This window comes from Sphingobacterium gobiense, from assembly GCF_002980575.1.
Lineage (GTDB): Bacteria > Bacteroidota > Bacteroidia > Sphingobacteriales > Sphingobacteriaceae > Sphingobacterium > Sphingobacterium gobiense.
In genome coordinates this window covers 11,921-36,863 of sequence record NZ_PVBS01000007.1, presented here as the reverse complement: position 1 = coordinate 36,863, position 24,943 = coordinate 11,921, and the positions used below count along the sequence as shown (strand labels likewise).

Here is a 24,943-nt window from a genome sequence, read left to right as displayed (position 1 = left end):
TTGTCTATTTTTAAAACTTAACATTCAGACCGAACAACACGACCTTAGGTCGAGGGTAATATCCCAGATCAATACCGGATACCCAACCCGAAGTGCCGTAACCTATTTCCGGATCCATGCCGTCATACTTTGTGAACGTAAACAGATTCTGCCCTTGGACATATAATCGGATTTGATTGGCGTACTTCCAGGTCGTCAATTTCGAGAAGTCGTACCCCAACGTAACATTGGCTATCCTTAAAAAGTCGCCATCTTGCAAATACAAATCGGAAAACTGCCAGTTCACATTGGTCTCCGTGACGCGCGGGATGCTATTGGATGTTCCCTCACCAGTCCATCTGTCTAAAATCTGTGTCGTATAGTTTGCTTGCTTATTCGCGTGGTTGCGTAAGGACTGGACAATCTTGTTTCCAGTTACGCCATAAGCATCTAGGGAGAAATCAAAATTCTTATAATTCACCCCCACATTGAAACCAAAGGTGAAGTTTGGCAAACCGACACCGAGATCAATCTTGTCCAAGGCGTTGATCCTGCCATCCCCATTCTGATCAACATATTTTACATCGCCAGGTTTTACGTTCGGTTGCAAAATACCGCGTCCTTGATCACGCCATGAGGCAATGTCTGCTTCACTTTGAAAAAGGCCGTCCGTTTGGTATCCCCAAAAATAGCCAATCGCATGTCCGTTTTGCGCACGATAGAATTCTTCCGAATTATCGAACAGCATATTAATTTCTCCATGGATGATGCCGTCTTCCGTCGGGATTGATCCTACGCGATTTTTGTTGTACGCACCATTAATTCCCGCCCGATAGGATACTTCCCCTATACGATCGTTCCAAGCCAAACCCAGTTCGACACCCGTATTTCGGACACTTCCGCCATTAATAAAAGGCGCTCCAGCACCCGCCGTAGCTAATATCGGGGGCTGGACTAACCAATTTTTCGTATTCTTTATGTAGAAATCGGCTACGAGGTCCAAACGGTTATCTAAAAACTTAGCATCCAACCCCACATTGGTCTGTTCAGAAGTTTCCCAAGTTAATAGTGGATTGGATAGACGGCTAGGATACGCGCCAGGTACATTTACATTGCCTGTACCGAACACGTAATGCGCTGCTGGATTATCCGCGGTCCAGCCCGTTGAGGTATTGATCGGCGATGCGAACTGAAAGTCCGCAATATCCTGATTGCCCACCTGTCCCCAGGAAGCACGTAATTTCAGGAAATTAACGGAACTACTCCAGGGTGCAAAAAATTCTTCAGCGGAAAGTATCCACCCGGCGGATACCGAAGGGAAATATCCCCACCTATTGTCCTTAGCAAATTTAGAAGATCCATCGGCACGTAAAGTCGCATTCAGCAAATACTTTTCCTTGAAATTATAGCCTAAACGACCGAAATAAGACACCCTTCTATACATATTTTCCGGACGGCCATTGACGAATCGGGTTTCCACGATATTGCCTTCGTCATCCAAATGCGCCTGCCCGGTGGTATTATCGAGATAGGCATGTGCAAAATCATTGAATTGCGATAATAGATTCCAGTTGGAACCGGACAGGTAGGTTCCTTGATAACGCTGCGACTCCATCCCCACCATGGCGGTAAACTGATGATCCGTAGCGACATTAAAGTCATATGTAGCTGTATTCGTCCAGGTCAAGGTATTCCCTTTTCCCATATTCTGATTTACCGTCGTGTGGTCCAGATTATAGCTGAACGCGGAAAACTGATACAATGGTGTAAAACTTCGATATTCAGAAGCGGAGTAATTGAATCCGCCTATCGTCTTAATTTTCAAACCCGGTATAAGCTCGATCTCCGCGTAAATATCAGCCAACATGCGTTGTGCGTCGTTTTGGTTATTCGAATTGGTCATCATTGCCCCGTAGGGGTTTCCATCCCCATTGTACCACGGCGAGTTTGAGGTATCGTTATATGGGCTTCCGAATCGGCCGTTGCTGGAATACACAGGCGATAATGGTGATGTGGCAAAAGCGCCACGTAGCGTGTTGTTGTATTGGTTGCCAACATTGATTCCATTATTGCGGATATAATTGAAATTCAGATGTTGACCGATAGTTAGGAATTGGTCCAACAATTTGTGTTCGGAGTTGATACGAAAACCATACCGTTCATAATTGGAGACATCCCTTCCGCCCGCTATTCCTTCCTGCCCGATATAGTTAAGCGACATGGCATATACCGAGTTTTCGGAGCCTCCCGTCAGGCCGAGATTATAATTTTGCATTTTCGCATCGTCGGTGAACATATAGTCCAGCCAGTCCGTATCGGCCAATCCCTCCATCCCATCGAAATCAATGAGAGCCGAACCGGTGTTCAGCGCCTGTTCATTCATAATCGTCTTATATTGATCCGCATTTAACAAGGGGATTCTACGTCCGACGTTCTGTACGCCCCCGAAGGCATCGAATGCCAACTGTGTCTTCCCTGATCTGCCCATTTTCGTGGTGACAAGCACGACTCCGTTAGCCGCCTGCGAACCGTAGATGGCGGCCGACGCAGCATCCTTCAGCACATCAATGGAGACAATGTCAGCAGGATTCAGGATACTAATATCCCCTCCCGGAATACCGTCGATGACGTACAATGGACCGGAGTTACCGATGGTCCCAAGCCCACGGACAACGACTTTCATATCCGCACCGGGCTGACCGGAATTGGCCGTAATCGATACACCCGGCGCCTGTCCCTGTAAGGCCTGTAAAGGATTTAGCTGATTTCGTTTTTCCAGATCAGCGCCTTCCACCCGGAGATTCGCCCCCGTGTTGAGTTTTTTCTTTTGCGCTCCGTAACCGATGACGACCACCTGCTCTAAGTCAGATGCTTCTGCCATCAAACGAATCAATAGAGTTTCCCCCTCCGACACTTGGATTTCCTGCGTTTGATACCCCACATAGGATACCACCAGTGTCGCTCCGGCAGGTGCGTCCAACATAAAATTTCCCTGCGAGTCTGTCGCGGTAGACGCTTGCTGCCCCTTTACCTGAATACTGGCTCCGGTCAGCGGTTCGTCTGTGTCTGCGGACACAACGCTACCGCGAATAGTCTGTGCCCATACCTGCGAGCTGACAAACAGCATGACAAGCAGGAGCGCATGGCGATAAAATTGTTGCTTCTTCATTTTATTTTTGTTTAAAACTGGTTGTTACCTGATTGTTATACTTGTCGATTTTCCTTGGTAGGAGACGGTTTTCTTTTTTATGTGTTCCGAATCTATACCGATTGGTGTTTGCGAAGACACAAATACCACCTGGAAAGTTCTTTTCTGCAGCATCCCATCAAAGCTTCCCTTCCGTTCTCCAATCGTCAGTTTCCCGTCTTGGTTATTATATAGGATACGGATTATACTACACTTACCTTTCTCGTAATTATAATTATCTCCTTCATCCTCATACAGCTCAAATACACCGTCCGCTCCATCATAAACAAATAAGGTCAGTTCATCTTGCGGTTTTTCATCCGTATACTGCAGTTCCTTTCCGACGGGCAGTATCGACCCAGATCGGACGAATACCGGTATACGCTCATATGGTGCATCTGCCTGAATCACATGCCCGCCTTCATACCGTTTCCCCGCGTACAGGTCGTACCATGCGGCTCCTTGGGGCAGGTAAACAGTTCGCTTCGTCGCTCCTTTTTCGGTAACGGGATTAATCAAAAGCGATGGTCCCCAGAGGTATTGATCATTGACGGCATAAGTCTGCTGGTCTTGCGGAAAATCCATTGCCAGTCCACGAATCATCGTATAGTTGTCGAAGAAGGTTTTCGCAGCCAGACTATAATTGTACATCAAGAGTTTATAACGTAAATGAATGTAGTACAGCATACTCGCATAGGCTGGGTGGCCTTCACCCGCGATGTTAAAAGGCTCCCTAAACGGAAACTGGCCGTGCGCCCGGAACATGGGCAGGAAAGCGCCATACTGGTACCAACGTGTATTCATCTCCCGCCATTCTTCTAAGTCGGCCTGCGTAGGCTTATGAAAACGTTTCTCTACCAGAAATCCACCCGCGTCCATTGTCCAGTAAGGCGTGCCAGACATCGAAAAATTAACGCCTGCTGCAATTTGGTCTTTCATATCATGCCAGCGTGAGGCAATATCGCCGCTCCAGGCCGCAGCGCTATAACGCTGTTGCCCTGCAAAATAAGATCGTGTTAGGATAAACACCCGGTTGTTAGGATCCGTCTGGCGTTGCCCTTCGTAAATTCCCTTGGCATTCATCAAAGGAAAAGTATTGTAATAGCGTACGGAAGATCCGATAGCGGGTTGAAACACGGCTTTGCGCTCGTCCAGATTGATATTTGAATGAATATCTGGTTCGCTGGCATCCATCCACCAGGCATCGATCCCCTTTTTATAAAGCTTATCGTTCATTAAATCCCAAAATCCCTGACGTGCTCCCTGTTGGAAGGGATCATAAAACGTGGATGTGTAGCCTTTGCCGATCCAATCTTTCCTCCCGTCATAAATATTACGAGCGTACAACCATCCTTTCTTGTTGAACATGGGGTACACGGACGACTCTTCATTGATTTTTGGCCAGACCGAAATCATAACACGCATATGCATGTCGTGCAGGCGTTTAATCATCCCATCGGGATCTGGAAAGCGGCTTTTATCAAAATCGTGACTTCCCCAATCGTGTTCCGCCCAATAGGACCAATCTTGCACCATATTATCAATTGGTATACGACGTTCCCTAAACTCCCGAGCGACCTCCTCGATTTCCTCTTGGGTCTTGTATCGCTCACGACTTTGCCAATACCCAAAGCTCCACAAGGGCATAATCGGCGCTCTGCCCGACAGATGGCGGTAACCCGCTATCACATCATCCATATCCTGACCGTAGATAAAATAATAGTCAATTGCGTCGCCGGCCTCCGAGGCGAAAGAAAACGTACTTTTCAATTCCGTTGGCAGCGGGCTTTGCCAATTCAATGTAAAGTATGATTCACCACCATCTGGAAGCCATTCAATACGGATATCATAAGGTTTGCTCGCCTCCATCTCCTTTGCGATTTCAAACGTTCCGGCATTCCATGATTCCCGCCAACGGTCTTCCAATAATTCTCCATCTATCCATACCTTCATATATCCGGCATATTTAAAATGCAGCCGGTGCAACCCATCATATGGCGATGTTACCTGTCCTTCATACCGCACTTTCGCATTCGCTAATGCAATATCTTTAGGCAGTTTGTGTTGATCAGTCAAATAAGAATAATCGATGATAGACTCTGGCCTTGTCAACCACACACTATCCGGATGGTCACGATGCGAATACGTGGCCGTCAACCAACCTGTCAATCCTTCCTTGGACGTAAGTTTAAAGGCGTTCAGGGGTAACATTGGGCGCACATCGCCCGCTGTTGTGATCGAATAATTATGCCACAACAATCCATAGTTGTTCGTCGACAACAGAAACGGAATACCAATCTCTGTGTTATATTGAAGCAAAGTGACCTGTTTTCCGCCGTTATAATTCATCACCGCGTTTTGGTGTTGCCCCAATCCATACAGTCCTTCGTTTTGGTCTACATCAAAGCCTTGATTTAAGGCGTAAAAAGAATCTCCATTGTACGCATTCGGTCTAAAGCTTCCGTCTACACGTTTTCGCTCTCCAAGAATAATTTTTTCATTTTTGTCCTTAAAAAGGATTCGTCCTGTTCGTAAGGACGTGGCCAACACGAGTTTTTCTGTTCGTAAATAGAGTGTATCCTGGAGCACGTCTATTGATAGAGCATTCACTGAACGTCGCAGAGAATCCACAATTACCAGGCTTTCCTTAGCGGGCAACGCGGCGTCAGGAGGCAAGGCAGTTACGCGAACGATATCATCACGTACAGCGTCGAGGTAAATATCCTGATCGACCGAAGTGGCTAATCCAATGAAGCTAATTTTTACACCGTAGTCTGTTTTTTGATAGGTTGCAATGTCAGTAGATTGCCCGATTGCTTGTATGCCGTGAACGAACAAGTAACATAACACTGTAAGACGAAGTTTACACATTATCATATAAGGTTTACGAAATTTGGAGAGCCAATATCAGACCTCTCCTGTTTATAATAGTTATTATTTCCAAAGCAAACATAGGGAGTGTTTTGCTTGTCCGAAGGGCTGTTTTGTTAACTTTTATGGGTTAAAATGTTAACAAAACACGAATACAGTGTCCTAATCACTTACGGTAAGTGGAAGGTACCTCACCGTAAAAACTCTTAAAGTATTTGCTAAACTGTTTTGGTGTACCGAATCCCACTTCGTAGGATATTTCGCTGACCGTCTTCTGCGTATTTTTAAGTAAATCCAATGCTTTATTTAGCCGGATATTACGAATAAATTCAATCGGTGTAAACCCCGTAATCGACAATATCTTTTTATATAGTCCCACACGGGTCATATTCATCTGAGACGCTAGGACTTCCACCGAAAAATTTTCATTTTGCAAATGATCTTCAATAATTGCTGTGATCTTCCATACAAATCGTTCATCCTCGTCTACGACGTCTATTTTACCAACATTCACGTCGATTTGTCTCTTGTATCGTTTTTCCATCACACCTTGTTGCTCCACGAAAGCTTTGATTTTAGATAAAAAAACATCGAAGTTGAAGGGCTTACTGATAAAATCTGACGCGCCGTTTTTTAATGCTTCTATTTCTTTTTCTGCTGACCCAACAGCGGTAATCAATATGAAAGGGATGTGCTTTGTCCGTTCATTGGCGCGCAATTCTTTACAAAATTCTATACCTGACCGCCCCGGCAAATGGAGGTCTGAAACGATGATATCCGGATTATACTGATACACCTGCTTCAAGGCTTCTTCCGTAGTTTGGCACATATTAATCTGGAAATACTGCCCCAAGTTATCCCGCAGATAAAAGGCAAAATCGGCATGATCTTCGACTACCATGACCTTTAACAGATGTTCTCTTTTAATTCCTCTTCCGGGATCGTTTCTCATTTTCATCGAGCCATTTCCGTCAATTTCTAGCTGATTGTTCAAGCCACCGTCTACGGTTTGAGAAGATCGTTCCAGTGGTAATCTTACACTGACCGTGGTCCCGATCCCTTCTTCGCTCACAAATTGTATCGTTCCAGCCATCAGGTGCACGAACTCTTTTACTATGGACAACCCAAGTCCACTACCTTTCTCGCCGGCATTCCACCGGCCTTGTACTTGGAAATATCGATCAAATACCCGAGATTGCACCTCTTTTGGAACGCCTACTCCAGTATCAGAAATCTTCAATCGTATTTCATTTTCATGCGGCTCTACACAATTAAGGTAGATCTGACCGCCCATCGGCGTAAACTTAAATGCATTGGAAAGTAGGTTCAACACGACACGTTCGAGCTTCTCAAAATCAACATACGCTTCGACACCAGTGGTCGGCACCTCCACGACATAATGAATTCTTTTCGCTAACGCAATGCTCTCAAATTGTTCTCCTACGCGCCTAATAACCGCAAAAACATCACCGTATGTTTTTTTCAGCGTATATGCATTGTTCTCTATACTATTAAAGTCTAGCAACTGGTTGACCAAGTTTAACAATGACGAAGCGTTACGCTCGATAATATCCAGATATTTCTTTTTCCCGACGTCGCTTTCCGTTGTCCGGAGCTTCTGCACCGGCGAAATAATCAAACTGATCGGTGTCCTAAATTCATGGCTTACATTGGTAAAAAAACGCGTCCGCAGCTCCTCCATCTCTTTTGCGTGCCTAGCTTTTTCTTCCGCTTGTATCAAACTGAATCGAGTTCGCGCCCTCATTTTTTCAATCTTCCTAAAGAATAGCAACAATCCTCCGGTTGCCAATATGTAAATAAAATAGGCCCAATTAGAACGCCACCATGGTGCTAACTTCGTTATTTCCATCAGCGAAACCGGCGAAGAATAGGTACCGTTATGATCCATTCCGCGGATTAACAATGTATAATTACCTGCCCCGAGATTTGCGAGTGCAATTTCCATGTTCTCCACATCTATCCAATTGTCTGAGAGCCCTTGTAACTTGTACTGTAGTTTCGGTCTATGCTGTTGTACAAAATCGAAATCCGACAGGAGTATATGGAACGTTTGAATAGGATAGGGTATCTCTATACGTTTCGTGTCGTGCCATGATGTCAACCACCGATGAACATAACTCTCCAAGTCCTCATTAGCCATATTCGGCACTTGGATTTTAAAGTCTACGACTGACGCATTACGTAGATCGGTGGATGTTGAAAATTTAGGAGATGGGGCATAGATGTTGAAACCTTCTGAGCCACCGAACAGCAAACGTCCATCGCGTAATTTGTAGATAGCCCGTTCGTTAAAATTCGACGACTGGAGTCCATCGGATTTATCGTAGTTCCGTATCGTATACCGTTTATCAGGTAAATTGAATGTTATACGCGAAATACCTTTCGGTGTAGTCGCCCAAATATCTCCATGGTCATCCATTACCAATCCGACGACAACATTATCAATTAATCCTTGACGGGTAGACAGGTACGACATTGTATCGGCCGATAAGATATTGATTCCTGTCTGTGTAGCAACCCAGATATTACCTCTTTTATCTTCAAGCATATCCGATACCACGTTATTCGTCAGTGGATATCGGTCGTTATGTTCGTCAAATACCCGTATACTATCATCAACCGACAATTGTACCAAGCCGTTTGATGTTCCAAACCATATGTTCCCACGACCGTCTTCCACAATTTTCGCATTATAGGACGAACTGAATGTGCTGGGATAGATGGACTTAAAACGGTTAAAACGAGAAGAAGACTGATCAAATAAATCGATGCCTCCTAACAGCATACCAATCCAGAAGCGCTGTCGGCTATCCTGAAACAAGCTCCAGACACTGTTGTCATTAATAGACGCTGCATTATTAGAGGAATGCAAAAACCGCCTAAAACGGCCGTTTTCGAATTTATTCAGACCGCCATGATAGGTTCCTATCCAAAGCTGTTCATTTCTGTCTATAAACAGACTAACGACCACATCGCCACCTAAAGAAAATTCATCATTTGGATTGTTCCGATACGATTCGAATACATGCCGCCGTGGATCAAACCGGACGACCCCACCTCCGTTTGTTCCTATCCAGACATTACCATGCCTATCCTCCACAAAACAGTTTATGTCATTAAAAGGCAAACTATTTTCGTCTCCATGCCGGTGTTGGTAAAGACTGAAAAAATTTAAATCTGGATGGTAATAGCTTATTCCTCCCTTATAGGTACCTACCCACATTACGCCGTCTGCGTCCTTATAAAGCGCAGTCGTGCTATTATAGGGTAACGAGGCCTTATTGTATGGTTCGTGTACCACATAATTGACACGCGGATTGGCGAGGTCAAAAACATTAATCCCCCCATGGTCTGTCGCCATCCAAATTGTACGACCGACCTGCTGGATATTACTAATATTATCATTATTGGCAGTGTAATGACCGTTTTTACATCTGAACAACCGGGCTTCACTATCAAGCGATTTATAATACAGTGCACCAAGGGGAAAATTCTTCGCATACACCCAAATACCAGATTGATCGTCGACAAAAAGATGGAAAACTGCGTGTTCAACCAACCGCTCGAAAGAAAATATTGTACGTTGCCGCACGTGTAGCTGGTCACCATCTAACGCCACCAGCTCTCCCTTGTCAGAGACTAACAGAAGTACATTGCGTTCCGGATCGTAGTATATATCGGTCGGCTTTCCCTGTAGGTCATAATCACAAAATTCTGCAAATTTGTTTTTTTCGTGCGCTGGTAAATAAGCTAGTTCACCATTTTCGTATAAAACATATGCCATTTGGTTTGCCATAATGATCTTACGTACGTCCCCATGTGGAAATTTGTTGGCATACAAAATACTGTCTACATTCCAGTGGAAAAGATCGCGTTCACTATCGTAGACACAATTTCCTTTAACAGTCCTCACCCAGAGATGTTTATCAAAACCAATAAATAAATCCTGTACATTATTATTTAGGAGCACGTGGGCATCATGTGGTCGATGGGAGTAACTTTTGAATCTATAGCCATCAAAGCGACTAAGCCCCGTACTGGTACCACACCACAGAAACCCTTGTTCGTCTTTTATGATGGCATTAATATGATTGCTCACCAGACCTTCATTTACCGTCAGGTGTTTAAAATTGATCGTCTGTTGTCCATAGCAACACAAGCATACGCACATGGCAACATAAATAACGGCAATTCTGTTCATCATTGGCAGCTATCATTAACTTAGCGCAGTTAAAGATAAGCAATCCCGATGACGAAACAAACCTTAACACGGTAATCTGTTTAGGAGATAGCGGCTTATTATTTCATCATTTACATACTCCGTTTAGATATCACCTCTAGTTACGATTCTGAAAAATATGAAATAGATTGTGCTCGTCGATAATCCGCGCTTTTTCAGCGGGCGCCATTTCCGAAAATTTTTTCGGCGTAATACCATAATACGATTTAAAGGTTTTACTAAACCATTTCGGATCCGAATAGCCTACTTGGTAAGCAATGTCACTTATTCCTAAAGATTCGCGATTGAAGAGCTCCGTTGCCCGTCTCAAGCGTAGCATATTGATCAGTTCTATGATACTCATCCCTGTAAGTTGTTTAATCTTTTTATACAGTACAGGTCTGCTCATTCCCAGCTCAGACGATAATTGCATTACATTCAGATCTTCACTGGACAACCGACTTTCAATAATGTTAACAATGCGATTTAAGAACAACTGTTGTTCATTTGGTTTCTCACTTGCTTTATCCTCCGTAGTTAGCATATATTTACGGATAAACCAACGCCTAGCACTCTTCTTCGTATAGAGAATATTTTGGATTTTGATCATCAACAAGTCCACATGTATAGGTTTGGTTAGGTAATCATCCGATCCAGCGCCCATTCCTACCAGCATATCCTCCTCCGAGCTCAATGCCGTGAGCAATATCACGGGGATGTGAGCTGTCATTTCATTGCTCTTTATCAAGTTCGTCAGACAAGCACCGTCCATGTCAGGCATCATGACATCGGAGATTACCACATCCGGTAATCTCTTATGTACAATCTCCCAAGCCTGTTCACCGTCACGCGCGGTAACGACCTTATATTCCTTGACCAACTCCTGTTGCAAGAATTGCAGAATATCTTCATTATCGTCTACCACAAGTACCAACGCTCGGTCTGTTCCCTTTTCAATATTCGGCCCATCAGTTAACACTCCATGGGTCAGAAAATCCATAGGGGTCTTCTTTGATCCCCCCCTATTAGCTTCTTGCTTTACTGTATCGACAAAATCTACATTATCAGTATCGAAATGCATCTTTCCAAGAGGTATCTCTACCGTGAAGACTGTAAATGAATCCGTGGACGACTCCTCATGCTGGCTGCTCGCCTTAATTTTTCCACCGTGTAGGTGAATGATATCTCGTGTAAGTGCCAAGCCTAAGCCGCTACCATATCGATTCTTAGGAGCCGATGAGCTTTTACTTTGGTAAAAGAGTTCAAAAATAAAAGGCAAGTGTTCTTCCATAATTCCTGGGCCATTGTCGCCAATCTCCACGCATACAACTCCTTCTCCTGCTATTTCGGCTGCCACCGATAGATGGATCCAAACCCGGCCTCCCTGTGGTACGAAGCGCAATGCATTACCCAAGAGATTAAAAAAGACTTTTTCCATCTGCGTATAGTCCAGCCAAACAACTGGTACCGGCTCCTTATACTTCAACTCAATCGTGACACCCTTCGCCCGGATCTCCTCCTGAAAAGAAGCTAACACCTCTTGAACAAGATCAAGCAACGGATATTCACTAACATTTAACCGTATCAGATTCAATTCATTTTTCCGGCTGTCCAACAGCTCATTGACCAAGCGTAAGAGCCGCTGCGCATTCTGTCGTACCACTTGTAACGTCGATCGTCGTGAATCATTTTCATCTGTTTCCGAAAGCATTTGATGTACTGGTCCCAGAATCAATGTTAAGGGCGTCCGTAATTCGTGGGATATGTGGGTATAAAAATTTGCTTTTATATCCGCCATTTTTTTCTCGTTGGCGGCCTCGATTTGTTTTAGACGCAACTGATACTGCAGTTCTCTCCGGGCATGGAAAAACCGCCAAACCATAAACAGCAGTACCAAACATGTTCCAATATAGGTCGTATATGCCCACCACGTCGCCCACCAAGGCGGCAACACAACGAGCCGGAGTTTTCCGACCTCTTCCGACCACACACCGTCATTTGTCGTTCCCTTCACCTCTAAAACGTATGTTCCCGGATGCAAGTTTGTATACGTTGCTGTTGGCACATTCACATAATTCCAATCCTCTTCCAGCGCTTCCAACCGATAGGCATATTTGTTCTTCTCTGGCGTAATATAATTGAGTGTTGCAAAGTCTATACTCACATTGTTATCCCGATGTGACAGTAGAACTTCTTTTGCCATCGAAATATGCTGATTCGATAACTGACTACTTTCGGGGAGCAGCACTTTATTGTGTACCCTCACTTCAGAAAAAATCATTTTGGGACGAAAACCACTACGGGAGATTTTACTTGGGTAAAAAGCCGTAATACCATGTGTACCGCCCAACAAAAGCTCGCCTCCCCGGCTACGGCATACTGCTCCAACGGAGAATTCATTCCCGTGCAATCCATCCTTTAAATTATACGACACAATCTCGTCTGTCGACGGATCGAAAGCACAAATGCCGTTGTTCGTACTCAACCATAATACACCACCTTCTTCCGCTATTCCAACGACATTATTTCCCGGAAGCCCGTTCGCGGTTCCTATTCTTCTGAAATCTTTCGTGGCATATCGAAATTCATTTAAGCCATGCATAGAGGTCCCTACCCATAACCTCCCTTTTTCATCCTCATAGACACTCAATATAACATTTCCGCTGATGCTATGGGGATTATCCGGTTGGGGGTGAAAAACGTCAAAACGTTCCGCTCCTGCCCATTGGACATGTAGTCCATCTTCCGTGCCTACCCATAAGTTTTCGCGACTGTCTAGATAAACGATTCTAACGAGATCGGAACTCAAACGATATCGTTCTTTATTGGTAGACCGGTAATTCTCAAAATATCCATCAGTCCCGGCTTTTTTTACGTTCAATCCACCACCATATGTTCCTATCCAGAGATTTCCTGATTTATCCTCCGTAATTGAATAAACGTTATTATTAGATAAGGAAGATATATCGTCTGGATTATGTTTATAATGCACAAAGCCTTGCCCGCCTTTCTTGAGTAAATTCAAACCACCGGTGTATGTTCCCACCCATAGATTCTCGTCGCTATCCAGATAAATATGTTTAACATGGTTGTTCGATAAGGAGAGGGAATCTCCTCGCTTATGTTTATAGTGTCGTTTCACTCGCCTGTCAGACGCCATATAATCTAGTCCGCCACCCTCATAACCAATCCAAAAACCACCTTGTCGGTCTTGTACAATACCGCTCACAACACTATAAGACAGGTGGTCATTGTGTCCATTCTTTTCATAGTGTTGAAACTTTGCTAAATGCCGATCGAAAATGCTAATTCCGCCGTAATATGTCCCTACCCATATCGACCCTCGTCGATCCTGAAAGATAGGACGGATTGAATTATCTGCTAATGAATACGTATCATGCTCATTTTTAAGAAAGGTAACAAAACCGAGCTTTTCATCGTAATAGTTTAAGCCATTAATCGTGCCGATCCAGTATCCACCTTGTCTATCACGCACTAAGCTCCGCACGTCGTTACTACTCAATGTAGCCTGCCGGTTTCCCGCAAATTCGTCATTTGTGATGTAACAAAACGTATCTTTCTCCTCCTCATACACATTAATTCCCCCTTCTTTTGTGCCCATCCAAAATATCCCAGGTTTCATCTCGTAGACAAAACGGACATCAGCACTGTTCAATATTCCACTCCGCTGCTGGATATCATAAATAAGTTTGGGATTTGACTGTCTAGAAAGTCCTTCGAATACATATACGCCGTTTGTTGTACTCAGCCAATGTCGACCTCGGCTATCCTGATAAATCTGTTGGACGTTTCCCGATCCTGGAGGAAAAGTCTGCCCAGCAATGTTTCTACCATTGAAGATCAGGAAACATTGTAGTTGATTTTCCGGGTTGGATTTTAGTAAAAACAAGCCTGCACTGGAACAAAACCAGACATTACCATTACGGTCCTGATCGATAGCATAGATAAATGGTTGGGGCGCCTCTCCCCCGACAAGCGGCACTCGCACAAATCGATCAGATTTCCGATCATACAAATTAATACCTTGTCCTGTACCTATCCAAAGCCTATTATCACTGTCCTCATAAACAGCTGTTACATAATTATCGGACAATGAAGTACTGTCAGAAAGTACATTCCTATATGTAACAAATCGATGCGCATCATACTTGTTTAGCCCGTCCCGTGTTCCAATCCACATCAGATCCAAATGATCCTGTGCTATGGCAAAAATGCTACTTTGCGACAAACCATCTTTTGTCGAAACATGTACAAACTTTACCTGATCAGCAAAAGGTTGCGCATACAGAAACTTGCTTGTCAAACAGAGGCATAACAGTAGTATGTTCAGGCTTATCTTCATCGTTAGCTCGTGGCAGGATAACACCAATGCGTTAATTTACTCAGAATTTTCCATTTTTACGCAACAGTGCTTCTAAATAATAATAGTCTGCATAGATTAACGGTACATCCACTTCTGAACGATGCGGTTTGGATCCTGTGCTATGCCCCAACAGGAAACCCTTTTTTGTACCCTTCACATTCCGATAGTTGGCAGTCAGGGAAATCATGATGCGATCGGCTAGTTTCCGTAAAGCAGGTTTATTGGAAACCAAATGATCCAGTTCGTATAAGGCGGATGCCATGACTGCAGCCGCAGACGCATCTCGCGGTTCATTAGGAATAGCGGGAGCATCGAAATCCCAATAGGCTACACCATCTTCCGGTAGTCTTTCTGACAACCAGGAAAAAAGAACTAAGGCTTTGTCTAAAAAGCGTTCCTCTCGAGTCTCGCGATAACACATCGTGAAGCCATATAAAGCCCAAGCCTGCCCTCTGGACCATGTTGACTCGTGCGCATAGCCCTGATGAGTATGCCGATGTTTTACCTTTCCCGTCTGGGGATCGTAATCAACCACATGGTAGCTGCCTCTGTCCTGTCGAAAATGATTTTCGAGCGTTTTGTCGGCATGCGATGTAGCCATCCGATAATAGGTCGAATCCCCTGTTAACTTCGTTGCCGCAAACAACAGTTCTAAATTCAACATATTGTCAATGATTACTGGAAACTCCCATTTATCCGCATTATGATCCCAAGAACGGATACAGCCCACGGTCGGATTGAATCGCGAAGAGAGTGTCTTCGCCGCATGTATAATAACATCACGGTAATGAGGATCACCTGTCAACTGATAACCTTTACCAAAACTGTTATACACCTTAAAACCCATATCATGCGTTCGTCCATTCTCCTTTTCTCCCTTTATTCTCGCCGTAGCCGTTTGTGCCCAATCTTTCCACTGTTCGTCTTTTGTTAAGTCAAACATTTCCCATAAGATACCGGGGTAGAAACCACTTGTCCAGTCGCTCCTACGCACCAATGCCAGTTCACCGTTTTCCAACGTGCGTGGTGAGACCCGTGTCGAATCTTGTACCAATTGTTCCGTATATTCGACCAAATAGCGGAGCTGATCCGTCGCATCTGCCACGATCTTCTCATCGTGTAGAGATTGTCCCCATCCCGATACAGCATAGCAGACAAATACAAGACACCATATATATCTGTTCATATCAATCGATTTGAATAGTACGTTTAAATGCAGTAGAAAAAATATCGACACGGAACTGTCCTTGGATATTATCCACCAAACTAATATTAACAGACCGCCTTCCGGTAGCCGCTACATTATTTAAAAGCTTGACATAAATCTTCGCTTGTGCCTTCTTCGCGTTAGGAAAGACCAATTGATATCTGCCATCGACAGGATCAAGCACTCGTCCGGTCTCATCAACGATTTCAAAATCTTCTCCCCGGACTGCAGGAACTGCCGGTGCTACCAAGTCTCCAGTGCTGACTTCATAGGTTGCGACCGCATTATAATCACGCTCAAACTCTGAATAGAACTGCACCGGCAGTTCCAATAGTGTCATCCGCTCTCTATTCACTGTCACTGCACTGTTGTTGTTAGGTACGTAAACAATATAATAATGGTGCTCATATTCCGCTAAGCCTGTGGGATAATTCCGATCTTCGCAACCAACAAAAAGCATCATCAGTACGGAGGCCATGAGACCAAAACGGCCAATTCTTTTCTTATTTAGTATCGTTTTCATATTATTTCCAATTAGGGTTTTGCACTACATTTCCGCCACTCAGCGAGATTTCGTTCAGCGGTACAGGATAAAGATAATCTTTGGTCACATCAAAGCGTCGCGTAGAAGCCGCTTCGACGACAAGGACTCCGTCGGCATTCAAATTTAAATTGGAAACATCCGCACCTTCCCAATCTGTCTCATTGTATTTGGCACCAAGTATATGTTGCGTTAACAGGGTTTCTGCTAACTTCCACCGTATAATATCCGTATACCGCAAACCCTCTAAGGCAAGTTCGACCGTGCGCTCGCGACGGATCTCCTCCAGCATATCCAGCTGGTGGTTGGCCACAAAGGCATTTGTCAATCCCACATTCATCCCCACGCGGCGCCGCAGTGCATTGATGGTCAGGTCAAGGTCGCTATCGGATATCGCGCCGTCCAGCTCATATTTTGCCTCCGCATAGATTACTAAAACCTCGCCATAACGAATCAGAATTTTATCCGTTGTTCCCGCGCTATTAATTTGCCAATCTACTGCACTAAATCCCTTTTTGGTGGCATACCCTGTCCGAGAGCCTAATGTTGTGGTCGGCACCCACGGACCCTTATACGCCTGTTCGCCCGCGCGAAAAAGCGTATAGCTTAAGCGGGGGTCACGATGATCAAAGATACTATTGTAACGCTCCTCATCCCCCTCTTGGATGTAGAACGATGATCTATTCGCCTTCAGTTCGTTACGCTCACTATACGCCGGAAGTCCGTCTTCATACAAGTACTGACGAATCAAGTTCCGCGTAACAGCCACACGTCCGTTCTCCAAATCGCGCGAGTAATTGTGTCCAAGAATCAGATTTGATGCGCTTTCGCCATAAATTTTAACAAAAATATTCTCTTTATTTGCTGGCCCGTCACCCTCATTCACAAATAACTTCCCATAATCTGCAAACAATTCGTGACCTTGGTTCATCACGAACGATGCGGCTTCTATCGCCTGCTGCAAATGTTCTTCATAACCGCTCTCTCCGTGGTATTTCCCAAATGTACCTAGAAATAAACCAACCCTTGCTTTCAGTGCTTGTGCGGAGCTCTTCGTTACGCGACCATAATCTACGGTGGGCAAAGCACCAAATGCGGGCAGCCAATCCTTAGCAAAATCAAGATCCTCGTATATTTGTGCAGCAATTTCACTTTTCGAAGTACGTGGCATTTGGAGTTCTTCCGAGTCAAAGTCTAATGTTTTCGTTACTAAAGGTACATCGCCATACCGCTGTACGAGTTGAAAATACGCATAGGCTCTAAAAAATCGTGCCTCAGCCAAATATCCGTTTCTTACCTCATCGGTAACGGACGCGCGCTCACTTTTCTCCAGTATATTATTTGCCGTAAAAATCATGTCGTAAGGGCCGGACCACTCGCCGCTCGTACTTGGAATACTCCGGGCGCCATTGCTCGTCAGGTTCACTGTTTGATTGACATTGTCGTCTGCGCGGGAATCCAACTGTACGCCATCCAACTGCTGGTACAGCCGGTTGGCGGCAAATTTAAGATCGTTCTCCGTATTCCAAAAATCCTGATCGGAAAACTCCGTTTCGGGAAAACGATCCAAGCTACAACTACCGAAAAAGATAATCAACGTAGCTAGCATCACTGCTTTTATTGAGATGTTTATTACTTTCATGGTTTTGTCTTTTAAAAGGTTACGTTTAGACCAAAAGAAATGGAGCGGAAAAACGGATAGGTCGTTGCCGATACATTGTTCGGAACTTCGGGATCGAATACACGCAATACATCCGTATGCTCCCACAAATCTTGTCCAGAGAAAAATACCCGAAGTTTTTGGATCGACGCTGTACGAAGAGGAACCGTATAACCGAACTGCAGATTTTTAAGCCTTAGGTAAGCTCCATTCTGGATATACCTGTCCGATGGTCGGTAATTGTGCGCACTCGTTTGGTACATTCGGGGGAAAAAAGCGTCCGGATTATCTGGTGTCCAGCGGTCCATATGGATGGTCCACGGTAAATCCGCGGTACCCAACATAGGTGACAGTGTGCCTTCATTAATCAAAAATACACGTTTGGCGACCCCTTGAAAAAAGATGCTGGCGTCGAAGCCCTTCCACTGAAAATCTAAATTAAGTCCGTAAAAATAGCGGCCATTAGTCGTTCCATAGTTTATCAAATCGCCGGGCTCCTCTGGTGTCCCTCCGCCGGCAGTGATTACCCCATCGCCATTCAAGTCTAGGTATTTAACATCTCCGGCCCCTGCATTGTTTGGAAAAAACGGTGTAGACACCATTTGCTTATATTGATCGTATTCCTCTTGGGTCTGGAAGTAACCGTCTGTCTTGTACCCCCATACTGTATTCATCGGATATCCTTCCAACAGCTCCACATGTCCTTCGTTGATGATATTTCGACCATCAAACCTCACAAGTTCATTTTGATTATCCGACAGGTTGAATCCGATAGAATAGCTGAAGTCGTTTACTTTATCACGCCACTTTAAGTCAAACTCCCAACCCCAACTTTTCAGCTCTCCGACATTAAATCGGGGCACATTAATCCCTATAATAGAAGGTAAATTTAATGCTGCCAGCATGTTTTTATTACGCTTAACGTAGTAATCTCCAGTAAATGACAATCGGTTCTCGAGAAACGTCATATCCAAACCAATATTACTTTGTTCGACAACTTCCCAAGTTTTCTGTGCGGAAGCTAGCTCTCTTTGGTACAAAAACTGTGTTCGTAAGTTGTTAAATACTAATCGATCTTCTTGGCTTGTCGGCACATTCAATCCACTCGTTAATAGCGGAATATAGTCGTAAAAGCCCAAAGAAGAGCCATTTCCCAATTGACCCCAGGAGCCCCGCAATTTCAACTGATCAAAAATCCCATTATCACGTAGAAAATCTTCCTGATCCAAACGCCATGCTGCTGAGAAAGACGGAAATAACTTCCATCTATTTTCGTGTGCCAGGCGCGAACTACCGTCATAACGGACGGAAGCTTCAAACAAGTATTTCTCTTGAAAATTGTAGTTTAAGCGACCAAAATAGGACGCAATTGCCCATGTCTCGATCAAATCGCCGTTGGTCTTGGTTAGGGGATCACCGTAATTCAAGCTGAAAAAGTCATTGGTGATCATAGACTGCGCTCCGGCCGTGAGTTCGTCTTTACGGTATTCCTCATAAGAGGTCCCACCCAAGAGGGTAAAATGGTGATGGTCTAACACATCGAAATTATAGGTAGCTACCGCCTGGAGGTTATTGAGATACCCCCTATTTTTTGTGTTTTCCGTGCTATTTGGATTATGGATAGAGAAGCGTGTGGTATTTGTAGAACGTCCGTACCACGTCAATGTACGTCGGTTACGAACAGATGAAAAATAATCTTGATTACGTGATCCACTCAAATCTAACGTTAATCCCTTCACCAGATCTTTAATTTTCAAATTAGCTCGCCCCGTAAAAGATTCGTATAAACGGCGCCATTCACCCGCATTTTTTTGAATATCTACCGCATTGATCTGCAAATCGCCGTTATAAGGCTGTCCGGTGATATCTTCTGCCGGAACATACAGACTTTGGCGCGTACGGCTACGGTAAAGTCGATTGATGATCTGATCAGTGCCATATGCATTTTCATTGACTTCAGATCCGACATAATTGGCAGAGACGTCTAAACTGATGTATTTATTAACTTCGGTACTGAGGTTGGTACGTAGCGTATAACGAGCGTTATCATCCGGTCCGTACCGTAATACGCCATCACGGTGATAATAACCTGTTGAGATATTATAAACCGTTTTTTCCCCTCCACCGCTGACAGATACATTATGATTATGCATCCCACTATATTTGTTCATCCCTTCGGTTACCCAATTATTATTTCCGAAGTACTCCCACCTATCCTGCGTTGGGTTTGGACGGACGGAGAAGTTTGGATTTTTCAACCACTCTATTTGCTCTTCGGTAAATTCGGGATTCCGGTCGCGTTTAACCTGGATTCATTAATTAAAATCTGTTCATCCCAGGAGTTTAAACGTTCGGGTCTACGAGCAGCCATGTTTACACCATAATAGTTATTGTAGTTGATAACGGGCTTACCTTGTTTTCCCTTTTTTGTTGTCACTAAGATAACACCTCCAGCTGCTCTCGCACCATATATAGCCGATGCCGACGCATCTTTCAATACAGATATGGATTCGACATCTTCGGGATTAATCAGGTTCAGGTCCATTTGTATACCATCCACCAGTACCAATGCCGACATCGCATTTGCCGAACTGAATCCGCGGATACGAATACCATAGCCCTCGCTGCCTGGCTTACCGCTTCCACGTGTCACGGCAACCCCCGGTAATGTTCCCTGTAAGGCACCTGTCAAGTTGGCCACCGGCCGATCAACAAGTTCATCACCGCCGATTTGCGAGACTGCACCGCTGAGGTTTACTTTCTTTTGGGTACCATATCCAACGACCACAACTTCTTCCAGAGCGCCTTGGTCCTGTAGCACAACGTTCACTGTCATCCGCCCGCCCACTGACACGTCCTGTATCTGGAATCCCACTAAACTAAACGATAAAACAGCAGCTTCTCCCGCCTTGATTTCGTACATGCCGCGCTCATCCGTGACTACTGTCTGCGAACTGTTTTTGACTTTAACCGTGACGTTGGAGGCTGGTGTTCCGTTCTCAAAACGAACTTCTCCCCGTATGGTTCGATCTGACTGCGCGAAAACAAGATTTAATGTTGAGAGCAGATAGCCTATTATTAGCAAATGTCTGCTCATTCGGTTTAAAAATTTCATCATAACATGTTGGTTTAATATCGGACATTTATGTCTATAATAAGGTCTCGATGATACAAAAGTGCAATCAATCGCCCCAAATGATGGGAGAGAAATCGCTTATTTAAGAGGTTAAATTGCTCAATATCGCTATTTTCGTCACATCCACAATAAAGGATGTCGAATCGGAGAATTGCGTCTAACTTCCGGCTCGCTATAGTCTAAAGGCAATCGATCCCATAATTGCAGCCACTGTGGCTGTTCGAACATCACACTTCCTAGAAGCAGAAACGGATGTGCAATGGGCCAATTATTCCAATACATCACATCCTCACCATACGGCCACGTCGACTTGTCTTCAACATAGGGCAGCATAAACTCTATGCCCTTTTTCAAACCTTTCTTGTCGAGACGCAAGGAGGGCAGGTTAGCTTCGTGTGCTTTTAAGATATAATTTATACCTGAAAATACATCAAGGTTAAACAAGGAATAGCCATAGGGTTTGGTTCGTTCTAATTCGCGCGGAAAACTTCCATCGTCCGCCATCTGATCGGGCAATAAAACCGTTTTATATCGCGTGACTGCAAAATCGAGGAGATCTTCATCACCGACGTACTGCGCAAAAGCGGCTACCTGCAGCAACCAACAGGCCGCATGGTTATTTTTTGTATCTCTTTCCTGCACACCATAAGGGTGTGTAGTGATCCAGTCCAAGTAAGCTGAAAACCAAGATTTCGTGCCGGCATAGATCGCTGACGGAAGTTGGCCCGCATCATGCAAAACTTGTAGTGCCCGTGACACTTCTACCAGGTGTATTCCATCAATAATGCCAATACCACGTCCAGTAGCTATACCTTTTATGGCCTGTGCATATTCCATCGAGGGATTCATTTTCGTTGCTGGATCTATAAACCATGCTTTCAGGTGTTTCAATGAAACATCCCGATAGCGCGGATCTTGAGTCAGTTCCCATGCCGAAACCAATGTTCCGACGATGTCGCCCAAGCGCATAACAAGGTTTCGGTGATCTACAAAATTAGCGGGATTGCTCAAACCATCTTTCCGGATGTAAGGTCCTTCCGGATTCTTCGGATCCGGCCACCAATAATCCCCTTCAGAATAAAAATCGTGTTTTCCGCCAGCACTGCGCGGAGAAATACGACTCGTCACCGTCAGCGGGGGCAACTTTAATACTTCCTCCGCTTCCTTCAGCACCCTAGCTTTAATGCGCTGTGACACCCGTGCTTTGACATCGATGACGGTCCGAGACAAGTCCAAGACACAGGTATTCAAGCTATCAGCCTTAACCGTGACCACCACATTCTTTCCACTACGTACCAAACGTACCAAAGCTCTACCGTTATAAGTTTGCAGACGTCGGCTGCCATCAGACGTTCCCTGATCAACCAGCAGTTCACCTTCGCCTACCGCATCAAAGTTAATATAGTTACTAGCGTCGAGACAGCGCACACCATTTTCATCGAAGAGCTGCGCTTGTAGCAAAAGGGTATCCTGCTGTTCTTCCAAGACCTCTAGTGCAACGCGTACTGGCATACCCCAGCGCTCGGTCTGATATTCCTGCGTCAGGATGTCACGGATCGTCTGTCCCTTTTTATATCCAATCGCTTCCAGCTTATTTTCACCAGTTTTAAATTTCACCATCCAGCGTAAACCTGCCGCCGGGAAATCCTGGCTGTCGCGTTTTCGCTTACCCAAACTTTCCCCATTGAGGAACAGTTCCACTTCCTGGCAATTCGAATAGACTTTCACCATGCGCTCTTGTCCTTCGTCGCCCCAGCGAACGGACCAGTTATGCCCATAGATATGAACCATCGGCTTCTCCGTCCAATAGGATTGAAAAACATAATAAGATTCTTTCTTCTTAAAATCACGCGCCACGACGCCTTTTTGGTTCATATACGGCACCGGGTTGTCAGGGCGTATCGGGGTAGAGAAGTCTTTGAAAGGCCAATAAGCTGTACCGGTGAGCCAAGGCATCGTTTCCTGTTCCTTTAAATGCCAGTCAATCAAATTCACCATATAGCTCTCGCTCCAATCGCCATCCTTCGAAACCCGCGACGACCCGCCATACAAGGAAGCATCACCTGCGCGTTCATCAGCCGTAGTACTACGCATCACTTCGGACAACCCAGCATCCGGTGTTTCCGAATGCCGACCGGCATGACTATCACCTCCCCATTCTACATGCAAAAAATGATCTACCTTTTCAAATTCATTCTTACTCGCCGTTTTATAATCGGTATACACCCCGCGGTACCAGCCCGCCCAGATAGAGGGAGAGTACACATCCACAATATCCTTACAGAAATCGCACCGTCGAATAGCCGTTTTACGGCTATCGTCCAAACGGTGGGATAGGTTATGCAGTTCCGTCATAAAGGCACGGATCTTCTGCTTATCAAATTCGGGGAAATCACCTGGCCAGTCGTTCTCATTACCTAAGCCCCAAATGATAATGGACGGATGGTTAAGATGTTGTTGAATCATATTGGTCAACATCCTTTTCGCTTGTTGCTGATAAACAGATCCACCTAATCCCCCCCGGCACCAAGGGATTTCTTCCCAGACTAAGATACCCAGCGAATCGCAGGCATCCAAGACAATGCGCGATTGCTGATAATGTCCAAGACGAATAAAATTTACGCCCATCTCTTTCATCAGCTTCATTTCTTGCACGATTTGCTCTTCCGTCATGGCCGGTCCAACACCTGCGTGGTCTTCGTGCCGATGGGTTCCCCGTAACAATAGACGTTCGCCGTTCAGTTTAAACGGACCGGACTGGATAAACTCGAAATTACGAAAGCCAATTTTTTCGGCCGTCCGCGCAGTATCTGTACCATTGATCAGTGCCAGTTCTACGGTATACAAGTAGGGCTCGTCCGGCGACCATGTTTCAGGTTGGCGCACCTCCAGACTACCAAGTTCCTGACCCGCTGCTATATTGGCTAAACTGGTTTCGCTGCGCTGCTCAGCGACGACCGTCCCTTCCTGGTCTCTGATCGTTGCTTTCCATACGGCTTTGGCAACTTTCGAGGGATTCCGCCAGGTCGCCCGAAGGACAACCGTTCCGGTTCTCGCATTCGGTCCCAATGCTGCTTGTGCAAAGAGGTATTCGGTCGATAACTTGGGGGCATAACATAGGTTCACATACCGATATAAACCACCATACACATTAAAATCGGATAAATCTGAAGGAATCATCTCCACATCCCGACTGTTATCGGTGCGCACCAATACAGGCACGCGTCCATCGAAGCGTGCGGCTGCTGAATCTTGCCGGAAACGGGCTATGGCCTCGGTAATATCCACCGACCACTCATCGTAACCGCCGACATGTTCGGCTATTTTCTCGTTGTACACATAGACTTGGCTCTTTTGTCCGGCACCCTCAAAATGCAATATAGTCCTGCCGTCCGCATAAGGGTTCTCGATATCCAGATAAGTGCGATACCAGGCAGGACCTTGATAGTAATTCTTATCGGGATTTACCGCATCAGTGGCATTGTAGCTATGCGGTAAGGTTACTTCTTTCCAAAGCGGCACGGTCTCCGGTCCACCCTTAGGTACTGGCCGCACGCCCTCCCAAATGTCACCCAGGTCTCCTCGGACAAACTCCCATCCATGCGATAATCGATGCTTCTCTTGCGCAACCCCCTTTAACCCCTGCGCTATTCCAATTAAAACAAATAACCATACGAATTTTCTAACCATAATCATTTCTATTTCACTTTTCAGTTTATTAAGCGCAAGATGCATATA

The 24,943-nt window shown here is 45.0% G+C and carries 10 protein-coding genes; all 10 read right to left on the bottom strand.

Annotation, left to right across the window (positions count from 1 at the left end; all coding sequences use genetic code 11):
• Positions 1 to 10: 10 nt before the first annotated feature.
• Entirely contained in the window at positions 11 to 3,148 is a 3,138-nt protein-coding gene (locus tag C5749_RS19235) for a SusC/RagA family TonB-linked outer membrane protein (protein WP_105727846.1), read from the bottom strand.
• Between the two features lie 24 nt (positions 3,149 to 3,172).
• Positions 3,173 to 6,037 carry a glycoside hydrolase family 31 protein gene (locus tag C5749_RS19230; protein WP_105727845.1) on the bottom strand — a complete coding sequence of 955 codons (2,865 nt, stop codon included), beginning with the start codon at positions 6,035 to 6,037 and terminating at the stop codon, positions 3,173 to 3,175.
• 166 nt (positions 6,038 to 6,203) lie between these two features.
• Entirely contained in the window at positions 6,204 to 10,262 is a 4,059-nt protein-coding gene (locus C5749_RS19225; protein WP_105727844.1) for a hybrid sensor histidine kinase/response regulator transcription factor, read from the bottom strand.
• Between the two features lie 133 nt (positions 10,263 to 10,395).
• Positions 10,396 to 14,640, bottom strand: a complete 4,245-nt coding sequence (locus C5749_RS19220) for a hybrid sensor histidine kinase/response regulator transcription factor (protein WP_105727843.1) — start codon at positions 14,638 to 14,640, stop codon at positions 10,396 to 10,398.
• 40 nt (positions 14,641 to 14,680) lie between these two features.
• Complete coding sequence (locus C5749_RS19215; protein WP_105727842.1) at positions 14,681 to 15,847, bottom strand: glycoside hydrolase family 88 protein; 1,167 nt, start codon at positions 15,845 to 15,847, stop codon at positions 14,681 to 14,683.
• A gap of 1 nt (position 15,848) precedes the next feature.
• Complete coding sequence (locus tag C5749_RS19210; protein ID WP_245893851.1) at positions 15,849 to 16,391, bottom strand: hypothetical protein; 543 nt, start codon at positions 16,389 to 16,391, stop codon at positions 15,849 to 15,851.
• Between the two features lies 1 nt (position 16,392).
• Entirely contained in the window at positions 16,393 to 18,051 is a 1,659-nt protein-coding gene (locus C5749_RS19205) for a RagB/SusD family nutrient uptake outer membrane protein (RefSeq protein WP_105727841.1), read from the bottom strand.
• 11 nt (positions 18,052 to 18,062) lie between these two features.
• Positions 18,063 to 20,327: a SusC/RagA family TonB-linked outer membrane protein gene (locus tag C5749_RS19200; protein ID WP_219848037.1), complete on the bottom strand. Its 2,265-nt coding sequence runs from the start codon at positions 20,325 to 20,327 to the stop codon at positions 18,063 to 18,065.
• Positions 20,328 to 20,332: 5 nt separating this feature from the next.
• Entirely contained in the window at positions 20,333 to 21,187 is an 855-nt protein-coding gene (locus C5749_RS19775) for a TonB-dependent receptor plug domain-containing protein (protein WP_219848036.1), read from the bottom strand.
• Between the two features lie 135 nt (positions 21,188 to 21,322).
• Positions 21,323 to 24,895 (bottom strand): alginate lyase family protein, encoded by a 3,573-nt coding sequence (locus tag C5749_RS19195; RefSeq protein ID WP_181151536.1) that lies wholly within the window; start codon positions 24,893 to 24,895, stop codon positions 21,323 to 21,325.
• Positions 24,896 to 24,943 lie beyond the last annotated feature (48 nt).